Below are 12,290 nucleotides of genomic sequence, written 5' to 3' on the forward strand. Positions count from 1 at the left end.
GCTCCGCCCCGCGCCCGCCCAGCTCCGCCCCGTCCAGCTCCGCCCCGCGCCCGCCCAGCTCCGCTCCGCGCCGCGCCGCGGCATGCGCCCGGCCCACCCTCACAAGCGGGTGTACTCACCACCCACAACGGGACGGCCCCCACACCCGATCACGGCACTGGGGACGCCCAGCATCCGCGATGCGGCGGCCCTCGCACCCAAAGCTTGATCGGGTCCCCCCACCGTCTCGGCGAGCGGCCCACACACCCGATCACGACATCGGGAACGCTCACCACCCGCGATCGGACGGCCCCCGCACCCGGACCCTTGATCGGGTGCGAACCCTTGACCGGGTGCAGTCACCCACCCAACGAGCAGCCACCGCACCCGATCAAGCCACCGGGGACGAACACCATCCGAAACAGGACGACCGCGGCACCCAAACCCGTGATCGAGTGCACCCACCGCCCCAGGAAGCGGCCACCGCACCCGTACCCGCCAACGGGTGCACCCACCACCCACGACAAGCGGCACCCGCACCCGATCACGACACCGGGAACGCTCACCACCCGCGATGGGACGGCCCCCGCACCCGAACCCTTGATCGGGTGCAGTCACATGCTCGAAGAGCGGCCACCGCACCCGACAGCTTGATCGGGTGCACCTACCGACACAGCGCGCGGCCCCTGCACCCGATCAAGCAGCCGGGGGCGCGCACTACCCGAAACTGGACGGTCGCTGCGCCCGGAAGCTTGATCGGGGGCGGTCACCTGCCCGGCGATCGGCCGGCGCACCCGATCACGGCATTGGGGGCGCGCACCACCCTCGATAGGGCAGCCGCTGCCCCCGACGGCCTGATCGGGTGCGGTTGCCTGCTCGGCGAGCGGGTGGCGTACCCGTTAGCGGTTCTGGGGGCGGTCACCGCTTCCACCACGTACCGACTGCCGGTCTCGAATTGCCCGACCTGCGCGGCATTCGGTCCAACTAGAGGCTTCTCGGTCACTCGGGGCGGAAGTCGGCTGTCCACAGGGGTTGCGCGGGAGACGGGCTGTCCACAGGGGCGGGGCGGCAGGATTGGGGACGCGGCACGCTCTGCCGATGTCATTTTTGTTGGAGCAGGGGCGTCCTCGGTTCGCTGAGTACCCCGATCTTCGGGAGTGGCCGGAGCTGCTCAAGCTTGTCGTTCACCAGCATGGGGTCATCAGCTGGCAGCAGGCGCGACGGCACCTCAGCGAGAAGGCTGTTCTCAGCCGCGTCCGGACCGGCCGGTGGCGGAAGGTTCACCGGGCCGTCTATCTGGCGCACACCGGGCCCGTCTCCGACCGCGAGCGGTACTGGATCGCCAGTTTGGGAGCCGGTAACGGGCGGCCCGCGCCGGTGGCTGGGCTCTCGGCGCTGATTCTGCACGGCTTCCGGCCGCCGAGAGCCGGCGCTGACGAGGGTGGGCCGATCCACACGGTGATCCCGCATCGGCTGGTGGACCGGAATCCGCCGCCCGGGGTGGTCGTGCACCGTTCCCGGCTGTTGCGGCAGGCTGATGTCTGCCTCACCGTCCGGCCGCCCTGCACCATGCCGGACCGTTCGTTGCTCGACGCGGCGCAGTGGGCGTTGTCCGACGTCGCGGCCACGGCTCTGATCGCTGCCGCTTTTCAGCAACGGCTCGTCAGCGCGGAGCAGATGGTGTCGTTGCTTCGGTGCCGGGGGCGTCTCATCCGGCGGGCGGTGATCGCGGCGGCCGTGGCCGATGCGGGCGGCGGCTCGGAGTCGATCTACGAGGTGGAGTTTCACCGGCTCTGCAAGGCGGCCGGTCTGCCTGCGCCGACGCGTCAGGCCGTTCGCCGGGATCGTGACGGTCGCCGCCGCTACCGCGATGTGTTCTTCGATCCGTGGCTGCTGCAGGTCGAGATCGACGGATCGCAGCATATGACGACGGGAAGCTGGTATGCGGACATGCGGTCGGGCAATGCCGTCGCGATCAGTGGTGTTCGCCTGCTGCGGTTCCCCGGCTGGAAGGTGCGGCACCGTCCTGAGGAGGTGGTCGCCGAGGTCCGCGCCGCCCTTCTGGCCGCGGGCTGGAAGAGCGCAGCGATCTGAGCCGGCGGTACGGAACAGAGTCGGAACAGGTGACGGGCCGGATGGCGGGCCGAAAGCGGGCCGGAAAGCGGGCCGGAAAGCGGGCCGGAAAGCGGGCCGGATGGCGGGCCGGATGGCGGGCCGGATGGCGGGCCGGAAAGCGGGCCGGAAAGCGGGCCGGATGGCGGGGACGTCCCTAGGATCGGGGCATGGACGTCACTTACTACTTCGATCCGGCATGTCCGTTCACCTGGCGTACGTCGCGGTGGCTGGTAGCCGTCGCGCCGGAACGGGACCTGACCGTGCGCTGGCGGGCGTTCAGCCTGTCGATTCTCAACGGCGACGACGTGCCCGAGCAGTACCGGGCGCCGATGGCCGCGTCGAGCCGGGCGCTGCGCCTGGTGGAGGCGTTGCGGGCGGACGGGCGGGACGACCAGATCGCCGCGTTCTACGCGACGCTCGGCGAGCGTACCCATGATGGGGGTGAGGTTCTCAGCGATCGGATCGTGGCGGAGGCCGCTGTCGCTGCCGGTGTGGAGAAGGCCGAGTCGATCCTGGACGACGCCTCGTGGGACGACCGGGTTCGCGAGTCGCACGAGACCGCGTTGACGCTGGCCGGGCCGGGTATCGGGTCGCCGGTGCTGCAGGTGGCCGGTGCCGCCCGCGGCCTGCACGGTCCGATCATCTCGGAGGTGCCGGGACAGGATGAGGCTCTGCGGATCTGGGACGCGACCGCATCCCTGATCACGATCGAGTCGTTCTTCGAGGTGAAGCGCGGGCGGGGCTGACCTGCACGGGTTTACCGTCGCGGTGGCGCAGGGTATCCGGCTCGCGTCGTTGACCTCACGGAGGACATCTTGGCCGAGCCGCACGTCACCCTGGACCCTCGTACCCTCAATCCGGTGGAGGAGAAACTGCGCGGTCCGTTGGAGGATCAGCTCAGTTCGGCCCTTCAGGCCGCCACCACCAAGATCAGTCAGCAGTACGCCGGGGAGAGTGTCGAGCAGGTCACCGCGATGCTGCTCGACCAGGCCAAGGCCGCTCTGCACCCGGATATCGCCGCTGGTTTCCAGCCGGACCACGCGCAGTTGCGTCACGTGGCCGAGGAGATCGTGAACCGCTCGCACTGACGGACACGAGGGACATCAACGGGTTTCCCTCAGAAGTTATCGTGAGGGCATGCCTCGAGATGAAGGTCCGGCCAGCCGGGCCTTCATCTCGTACGCTCACGACTCCGGCGCGCACCGTGACCGGGTCCGGGCGTTCTGGCATTTCCTGAGAACGGTCTGCAACGTGGACGCGTGGTGTGATTTCTCCGCCGAGGCGTCCCGCACCGAGTGGACTCGGACGATGGAGTCCGCGATGGACGCCGCCGAGTTCATCCTGGTGGTCGCCTCCCCGCAGTACCGTCTCCGGGCCGGCCCCGACCTGCCGCCGACGTTGGAGAGCGGGCGCGGTGTGGCGTACGAGGCGAGCCTGTTGCGGGATCGTTCCTACCGGGACCCGGTGGGGGCGTTGCGCCAGATCCTGCCGGTGGTTCTGCCGGGCTGTTCGGCGGATGACATCCCGGGTTTCCTGCTCCGGCATTCGACCACCCATTATCCGGTGTCGTCGTTCACCGTGGCCGGGGCGGAGCAACTGGTCCGGGTGCTGACCCATCAGCCCGCGGAGATCGTCCCCGATCTGGGTGGCCGGACGCCGGAGCTGTCGGCCCGGCCGGTCCCGGACGGCGAGCGTGACCGGCTTGTCGCGGCGCTCCGGACGTTGCCGGTGATGAGCAGTCCGGAGGCGCGGGAGTACTTCGCCACGATGGTCGCGGAGCGTCTGCGTCCGCCGTTCCCGGCGGGGCCGGGCGGCCGGGAGCCGGACGTCTATCTCCACGATCTGGTCATGACACTCGCCACCAGGAACGGTGACCTGTGGGCGGTCGCGGACACGGTGCATGCCCTCCATGAGGGTCAGCCGATCGACGACGAGGTCCGAGAGTTGGTCGAGCGCCTCACGATGATCGGCTGAGAGGCCTGCCCGTGGTTCGGTTGGCCACCTCACGATGATCGGCAAATACGTCATCCCGAATAGGGCCGAACGTCTCACGATGATCGTATTTTTCCGTGTCCGACTTTTCCTATTTTACCCCGGCGAGCCGCAATTGTTCGTAGCATCCGAGGGTGGAGAATCATCCGGCCGGATCCGGGAGGGACCCGGTCGGCGTACCCGGGTCACCTGCGTCCGCCGTCCACTGTAGAGTGCGTGCGGCCCGGCCCGGCCCACGTGTCAGAGGGAAGTGATGATGCCGCAGACGGCGGATGTGCAGACTGAGGTTCAGGACCTCAGTGCGATGAAGCTGGCGGATCTGCAGCACCAGGACCCGGCCCGCTTCTCCGGCACGCTCCGGCGCCTGCTCAGCCGGGTCGAACAACCCAGCCGCAGCATCAGCGGCTACAACCCCCAGCGACTCGACTGACCTCGACCGGGTGATCCCCGTCAGGGGCCGGTGCCACTTGCGCCGCTTCCGGCGGGCGTACCACAATTCCGGGCGGCCGCCGCGACTCCGATCCGGTGGCCTTCGTCGATCCCGAGGACACCCATTGATCGCCGATACCTCCGAGTCGCACCACGTCATCGCGGGGCATGACTTCCACAGTCTCGCCCGCGGGCACGGCGACGCCGAGTCCGTCCGCCAGTTCACCGTCACCGAGCGGAGTTGGCGACTGGTGGGCCTGCGTCATCTCCTCGCCACGCTGACCGACGAGCAGGCCGGACCGCTCCCCCCGGTCGCCGACGCGTGGAAACTCATCCTGCGCGCCGAGGAGGCCGACGAGGACGCGGTCACCGACACGGTGATGTATCCCCAGGTCGGCATCTGGATCGCCCATCTGTTGCGGCGCCTGGGCGGGGTGGTGACCGACACCGAGCCTCTGTGGACGGACGTGGGTTACCTGCATGCGGTGGCCGCCGTCGCCGCCGTCCGCGCCGGGCTGGCGTTCGCCGTCGACGTCCCGGTCCGTGCCGGTGTGGTGGTGCTGCCCGCGCTCGGCATGGCCCGGTTCCCCGATGCCACCACGGGAGTAGCCACCGTCGCGTCCCCCGGCCGGCGCGACGACAACCCCGGCGACGACAATCCCGGCGAGGACGGTCCGGTCACGGTGTCCCTGGGTGACACCGTGGTCCGGCTGGCCGCCGACGACCCGGCCTGGCGGCCTGCCCCGCGCTGTCACGCCGACGTCGACGGCGCCCGCATCGCGTTCCTTCTGGACGACGTCGACCCGTACCGTGACCTGCGGGGATATTCCGCCCCGGCGCCACTTCCCCCGGCCGACCTGGCCCGCTGGCAGGAGTTGCTGACCGCGGCCTGGACGATCCTGGTCCGCCAGGACCGGGCCCGGGCCGAGGGGGTGGCGGCGGCGCTCACCACGCTCATCCCGCTGCCGGCCGCCAAGCCCTACCGCCCGCTGAGCGCCTCCTGCGACGAGGCGTTCGCCGCGATCGTCGCCTCGATGCCCGACGACGCGGAGCAGTTCGCGATGACCCTCGTGCACGAGACCCAGCACGTCAAACTGGGCGCACTCCTGCACCTGGTGACGTTCGTCGACGACCCGGACGGCCCGGCCGTCTACGCACCGTGGCGTGACGACCCCCGCCCTCTGAGCGGTCTCCTTCAAGGTGTGTACGCCTTCGTCGGCATCACCGATTTCTGGCGGCGGCGCACCGATCCCGGTTCACGGTTCGAGGCCGCGCTCTGGGGCCGGCAACTACGCCGGGTGCTGGCCGCCCTTCGTACCGACTCCCGCCTGTCCCCGTTCGGGGAACGCCTGGTCGCCGAGCTGTACGACACGGTGACCGGCTGGCCGCAGCCCCCGGCTGACGCGGACACCACCCGGCTCGCCGCGTCGGCCGCCGCCGACCACTATGCGCAGTGGCGGGCGCTGCACGTCGCCGCACCCGAAGACTGGGTTCGCGAGGCCGTCCTCGCCTGGAATTCCGGTGGGCCGCGACCGGCGATCCCCGCCACGGTGATCGCCCCGGTGACCGACACCAGCGCCCGCTGGCTGGACGGCCGGGCCGTGCTGGCCCGCATCCACTTGACCGATCCTGCACAGTTCGCGGCGCTGCTGCACGCGCCGGGCGCGGTGGCGGACACCATCCCTGGAACGCTTCCGGCCGACCTGTCCCTGATCACCGGTGACGCCGCCGCCGCCCTCGAGGGTTACCGGGCCCATCTGGTCACCGACCGGGGCAGCCCGCGCGCCTGGGCCGGTCTCGGGCTGGCCCTCGACGCTCTCGGCCGGCCCGCCGCGGACCTGCTGGAACGCCCGGAGCTCGCCCGCGCTCTGGCCCGCGCGCTCCCCGGCGCCGATCCACTGACGGTGGCCGATTGGATGACCGGCGCCGCAGCCCCTTGCTGACAGCGACAACATCGGTACCATCAGTTGTCCCGATCCCGGGTGGCCCACCGGCAGCGGAAGGAGATCGCGGTGCGTTCTGATCCGGACGCCGGGCAATCGTGACCGGCCCCCGGCGGTCGATCCAGGACGCCATGGCCCAGGCCCTGCAGCGGACCCACCGGCTCACCACACTGAACCGCCGGGTCGAACTGGTCCGGCACGTGGGAAGTCACAACTCGTTCCCGCTGTCGGTGCCGGAGGTGCCCGAGGAACGGACCCACCTGCATCTCATCGTCGACGAGTGCGCCCGGCAGGACTGCCTCACCGATCTGGTCGACGCCGTCGAGGCGCTCCATCTGGGTGACGAGTACGCCATGTTGCGCCTGCGGCAGCTCAACGACGAGTGGGACGGCAGCGCACAGTTCTCCGACCCCGAACAATGGTGGCAGATCAAGGACATTCTGAAACAGATTCCGCTCACCAACGGATTCGCGCTTTTCACCGCGGCACAGCGCGACAATCCGGCCCCGGCGCACTGCCGGACCGTCTGGCATCTTTTCGCGCATCTCGCCGGTTCCAACAGCGGCGAGCAGGGCGTACCCCTTTTCATGATCTTTTTATGGATGGTCGCGGATCAGATCGAGACCCGGTACGCCCGCCCGCTCAAACACCTGCTGGCCCAGCTGGCGACCGAGTGGAACATCACCGGCCCGTTCCTGCGTCTCGCCCTGGAACGGATCCGCACCGTGGGCAGCACCGCCCGGCACGCCACCCTGCTGATCCTGATCGATCCGCACGAGACCGACGCGCTGACCTACACCATCCGCCACTGGTACGGCTGGGACGCCGACCCCGGCGTCCTGGTGCACCGCGGCGACGCGGAGGCCGCCGAGTCCGCGCTGCCGGACCGGGTCCGCGAGATTGTCCGGACCGCGGAGAGCCGTTTCCCGCTCGACGACCGCCGGCTGCGCATCGAGTTCGTCCTCCCCGACCACCTGCTCAACCTGCCCGTCGAGCAGTGGGCGAAGGAGTACGACTCGGCCGGGGATCCGGTGCCGCTCTACCTCTCGTACGCGGTCGTGGTCCGGAGCCTGGAGCGGATGCGCAACCGGCACCGGCACGCGTTCTGGTGGCAGCGGTGGCGCACCGTCGCGGACACCCCGGGCTTCGCCCTGTCCCGGCACGCCCAGGATCATCCGCACGGCCTGGCGGAGAGCATCGCGCAGGACACCCGGATCGTGGCACTGGTACTCAGCGGCCCGCCCGAGCCGGTCCGCAGCGACGGGATGAAAGAGATCGGTATGGCGGTCCGCGCCGGAATACCGATCATCGTCTGGCACCGGCGGCGGGCACCGACCCCGCAGTTCCGCGAAATCGTCGACAACTCGATCCGCTTCGGCGAAATTACGGAACTGCCGGATCGCGCATTCCGGTTGAGGCTCGCCCACTGGGTGGACGATGATGAGCGCGCTGACATCAGCCGCAATCTCGTGGTGCTGTGGGATGATCCGATACGCGTTCCGGAACAATTCACCCGGCCGCCCCCGGACGAAGGATGACCATTGACCGGAATTGATTGTCTGTTCCGCAGATGCCATGTCCGATGACGAGGCGGTACGCGACGAGTCCGCTCCCGCCGCGTTCGGCCCCCTCGGCGGCACCGATGCCGGCCCGCCGTGGGAGATCCACCTCGTGGTCGACGATCACCCGACGACCGTGGTGTGGCGGGACACCATCGACGCGTTCGCTGCCGCCACCGCCGCCGCACCCGGGATCGCCGTGGTCCGCCGCTGGAGCCTGCGGGTCCCCGCGTCCGGCGAAGTCCGGGTCCGCGCCGACGACGCCGGTGACACCGACGACGCCGACGACACCGGACCTGCCGACCCCGGGGCACGCCGGCTGATCCTGGTCCTCACCGACGGCGCCGCGGCCGGCTGGACGACCGGTTCCCTAGCTCCCGTCCTGCGTTCGTGGGGCCGGACGCATCCGCTTGCCGTCGTCCACCTGCTCCCGCCCGCGATGTGGCGGCGGACCGGGCTGACCGGGCAACGGCTCCGGCTGCGGACGGAGGAACCGGGCGGGCCGAACACCCGGCTCACCTGGCAGACTGACCCGCCGAACCCGGGGACGGATGCTCTGGCCGTACCCCTGCTGGATCTCGATCCTCGTCGCCTGGCGGCCTGGACCGCCCTGATCGCCGCGCCCCCGGAGGCCGGCACCGACCTGCCCTGCCTGCTGATTCCGCGGGAGCCGCACGGCATCCGGCCCCCACCCGTCACGCCGCCGGCCCGCATCGACCCGGTCGCCGACTTCCGCGCGGTCGCCTCGCCCCCGGCCTACAAACTCGCCCGTCACCTGGCCGCCGCCCCGCTGAACATCGAGGTGATGCGCCTGCTGCAGGACGAACTGCTCCGTGACCCGCTGCCCGAGCACCTCGCCGAGATCCTGGTGTCCGGTCTGATCCAGCCGGTGCCGCCCGATCCGGAGGTGACCGGCGACGTGCTGATCACCCACGACTTCCCGCCCGGGGTTCGCGGGGCGCTGCTGGCCCGGGGCCGCCGCAACGAGATCATCCGGGTGGTCCACGCGCTGGACCGGCATCTCGGGGAGCGGCATCCGGAGATCCACCGGTTACGGGCCGCGGTCGACGACCCGGCCGGTGCCGACCCGGAACAGCTCGGCACCGGCGGGCGCCGGATCGCCGAGGTGCAGGCCGTCGTCCTGCAGGCGTTGTCCGGCCAGCATCTGTCGCTGGCGACCAGCATCCAGAGTCAGGTGGCACCGGTGGGCGCGAGCGAGACCCCGGCGGACCTGCCGGTCGCCTCGGAGGAGTCGATGGAGGTCGGCATGTCACTGATCGAGCAGCCCGGGACGCCGCCGCCCACGGTGTTCGGGACTCCGCCCGGCGCCCCGCGGCCGGCGGTCCGGGTGCCCGCGGTGTGGGGCAACGTGCCGCCGCGCAACCCGAACTTCACCGGCCGCACGGAGCTCCTCGACCAGCTCCGGGCGGGACTGACGGCCGAGCCGACCGCGGTGCTGCCGGAGGCGCTGCACGGTCTGGGTGGCGTGGGCAAGACGCAGGTGGTGGTGGAGTTCGTCTACCGCAACGCCGGTGACTACGACGTGGTCTGGTGGATCTCGGCGGAACGCCCGGCTCAGATCACCTCGGCGATGGTGGAGCTCGCCACCAAGCTGCGCCTGCCGGTGAACGCCGAGGCCGCCGCGGTGCCCGCGGTCAAGGAGGCGCTGCGCGTCGGTGTGCCCTACGCCCGGTGGCTGCTGGTCTTCGACAACGCGGACGTTCCCGAGGACGTCCGGCCGTACTTCCCGCTCGGCGGCCCCGGGCACATCGTGGTGACCTCGCGGAACCCGCAGTGGGAGGCGGTCGCCAAGAAGGTGGAGGTGGACGTCTTCCACCGCCGGGAGAGTCAGGCGCTGCTCACCCGCCGTGCCCCGGCGCTGAGCCGGAAGGAGTCCGACGACCTGGCCCGGGTGCTCGGTGACCTGCCGCTCGCCATCGAGCAGGCGGCGGCCTGGCTGGCCGAGACCGGCATGCAGGCCAGCGAATACCTGGCGCTCTTCCAGGAGAAGACCATCGAGCTGATGGAGATGTCGCCGCCGTCGGACTACCAGCTCCCGGTCGCCGCCGCCTGGAACGTCTCGCTGGACCACCTCGCCCGGGCCCGCCCGGCCGCGCTGCGGCTGCTGCAGCTCTGCGCGTTCCTGGCACCGGAACCGATCTCGCGGACCCTGCTGTCCGCCGGGCGGCAGCTACGGGTGCCGCCCGAGTTGGCCGCGGCCCTGCGTGACCCGATCCAGCTGGGCCGGGCCATCCGCGAGATCAACCGGTACGCGCTCGCCCGCATCGACCACGCGAAGAACACCATCCAGATGCACCGCCTGGTCCAGGCCGTCCTGATCGAGCGGATGACACCCGAGGAACGCTTCGCGATGCGGCACAGCGCCCACCAGTTGCTCGCCGCCAGCAATCCGCAGCAGCCCCTCGACCGGGAACGCTGGCCGGTCTACGCCGAGTTGTACCCGCACCTGGTCGCTTCCGGGGCGATCACCGACGCGGAGGACGACTGGGTCCGGGACCTGGTGATCGGCGAGGCGAAGTACCAGATCCTCTGGGGCAACCCGGTGGAGAGCCTGACCATCTCCGAGCAGGCCTACCGGGCGTGGCAGACGCGGCTCGGGCCGGAGGCCCCGCAGACCCTGGAGATCGGCCGCTGGCTGGGGTACGTGCTGTTCGCTCTGGGCCGCTACGCCGAGGCGGCCCGGCTCAACGCCAAGCTGCTGTCCGTCTACGAGAAGATCTCCCAGCGCAACGCCGACGAACTGCCGGAGGCCCGGCTGGAGGCGATGCAGGCGGTGGCCTCGGACCACCGGACCGAGGGCCGGTTCCAGCAGGCGCTGGATCTCTCCCGTGAGGTGTACGACCAGTGCATCCAACGGTTCGGCGACGACGACCCGATGACCCTCAACGCCGCGCACAACCTGGCCGTCAGCCTGCGCCTGGCCGACCGGTTCGAGGAGGCCCGCGACGTCGACCAGACCACCTGGGAGCGCAAGGTCCAGGTGTACGGGCAGAACCACGAGGAGAGCCTCCGCGCCCAGCGGGGTGTCCTGATCGACCGCCGGCAACTCGGCGACTACCTGGCCTCCCGCGACGAGTTCGAGCGGCTCGGCGAGACGTTCGTCGACGTGCTCGGCGAACGGGACCCGCAGACGGTGGAGACGAACCGGAGCCTGTCGGTGACCCGCCGTAAGGCCGGCGACCACGACGGCGCGCTGGCCATCTCGACCGACGCGCTGCGCCGGTTCGAGGCCGCGTTCGGTGCCGACCATCCGGGGACCATGGCCGCCGCGCTCAATCTGTCGCTCGACCTCCGGCAGGCCGGCCGCCTGGACCAGGCGCGCGAGGTCGCCACCGACAACTTCCAGCGGTTCCGCGACCGGCTGGGCGAGACCCACCCGCATTCGCTGGCCGCCGGCGGCAACCTGGCGATCATCTACCGGCTCCAGGGTGAGGTCGCGAACGCCCGGGAGCTGAACGAGGTCACCCTGCAACGGTTGCGGGACCGGCTGGGTTCCCGCCACGTGCTGACGTTGAGCTGCGCCACCAACCTCGCCAGCGACCTGTTCGAGGCGGGCGAGGTGGAGGAGGCACGGGCGATGGACACCGAACAGCTCGAGGGGTACCGCGCCGTGATGGGCGAGAACCATCCGTCGACGCTTGCCGCCGCGCTCAACCTGGCGATCGACCTGCGGGCGCTGGGTCGTTCCGACGAGGCGTACGCCCTGCACGACGACACGCTCGCCCGGTATCAGCAGGTCCTGGGCCTGGAACATCCGGCGACCCGGGATGCCGGGCAGTGGCAACGGGCCAACTGCGACATGGACCCGATGCCCCTGTGACCGGTCAGCCCTCGGCGGGGGTGTTGCGCCAGCCGCGGGTGGACAGGACCAGGCGGTATCCGTCCGGGTCGGTGACCGTGACACCCCACCGGTCCCAGTACTCGCTCTGCGACACCCGTTCGCCGCCGGCCGCCAGCAGGCGCTCGACCAGGTCGTCCGGGACCGGACCGTCGAGGTAGACGACCAGCAGGTCCTCCGCCGACGGTGACGGGGGCAGGTCGGTGGCGACCAGTTCCAGGTGCCAGTGCCCGCCGGCCCGGCCGACCATCAGCAGGTCGTGTTCGCCGGGCGCGGACGCGGTGCCGCGATAGAGCACGTCCAATCCCAGCGCCTCTACATAGAACCGTTCAGCCAGGGTAAGGTCCCTGCTCGGACGCGCCAGCCGGACATGAGTGGTCACATCGATCGTCACGACGGGATCGTAGGCGACCA

At 70.6% G+C, this 12,290-nt stretch carries 9 protein-coding genes; 8 read left to right on the plus strand and 1 reads right to left on the minus strand.

Annotated features, from left to right (window positions below; genetic code table 11):
- Positions 1-1,086: 1,086 nt before the first annotated feature.
- The 8 genes from WH85_RS37900 (at position 1,087) to fxsT (ending at position 11,858) form a co-directional block, all read left to right on the plus strand.
- A complete protein-coding gene (locus WH85_RS37900; RefSeq protein ID WP_245674264.1) occupies positions 1,087-2,073 on the plus strand; it encodes a type IV toxin-antitoxin system AbiEi family antitoxin domain-containing protein in 987 nt (328 codons plus the stop codon).
- 188 nt (positions 2,074-2,261) lie between these two features.
- Positions 2,262-2,840: a DsbA family protein gene (locus WH85_RS37905; RefSeq protein ID WP_045746968.1), complete on the plus strand. Its 579-nt coding sequence runs from the start codon at positions 2,262-2,264 to the stop codon at positions 2,838-2,840.
- Between the two features lie 69 nt (positions 2,841-2,909).
- On the plus strand, positions 2,910-3,182 hold the full coding sequence (locus WH85_RS37910) for a hypothetical protein (protein ID WP_045746969.1): 273 nt from the start codon (positions 2,910-2,912) through the stop codon (positions 3,180-3,182).
- A 49-nt stretch (positions 3,183-3,231) separates the two neighbouring features.
- On the plus strand, positions 3,232-4,068 hold the full coding sequence (locus tag WH85_RS47750) for an SEFIR domain-containing protein (RefSeq protein ID WP_052721098.1): 837 nt from the start codon (positions 3,232-3,234) through the stop codon (positions 4,066-4,068).
- 322 nt (positions 4,069-4,390) lie between these two features.
- Entirely contained in the window at positions 4,391-4,516 is a 126-nt protein-coding gene (locus WH85_RS53905) for a hypothetical protein (protein ID WP_281179129.1), read from the plus strand.
- 124 nt (positions 4,517-4,640) lie between these two features.
- Positions 4,641-6,458, plus strand: coding sequence for an HEXXH motif domain-containing protein (locus WH85_RS37920; RefSeq protein WP_045746970.1), 1,818 nt, complete (start codon positions 4,641-4,643; stop codon positions 6,456-6,458).
- 98 nt (positions 6,459-6,556) lie between these two features.
- Positions 6,557-7,996, plus strand: a complete 1,440-nt coding sequence (locus WH85_RS37925; protein ID WP_045746971.1) for a VMAP-C domain-containing protein — start codon at positions 6,557-6,559, stop codon at positions 7,994-7,996.
- A 37-nt stretch (positions 7,997-8,033) separates the two neighbouring features.
- Positions 8,034-11,858 carry an FxSxx-COOH system tetratricopeptide repeat protein gene (gene fxsT, locus WH85_RS37930; RefSeq protein ID WP_052721099.1) on the plus strand — a complete coding sequence of 1,275 codons (3,825 nt, stop codon included), beginning with the start codon at positions 8,034-8,036 and terminating at the stop codon, positions 11,856-11,858.
- Between the two features lie 4 nt (positions 11,859-11,862).
- On the opposite strand, the gene WH85_RS37935 is transcribed toward fxsT, so the two are convergent.
- Positions 11,863-12,270 (minus strand): VOC family protein, encoded by a 408-nt coding sequence (locus WH85_RS37935; protein WP_045746990.1) that lies wholly within the window; start codon positions 12,268-12,270, stop codon positions 11,863-11,865.
- Between the last annotated feature and the right edge of the window lie 20 nt (positions 12,271-12,290).

Source organism: Actinoplanes rectilineatus (assembly GCF_000962825.1).
GTDB lineage: Bacteria > Actinomycetota > Actinomycetes > Mycobacteriales > Micromonosporaceae > Actinoplanes > Actinoplanes rectilineatus.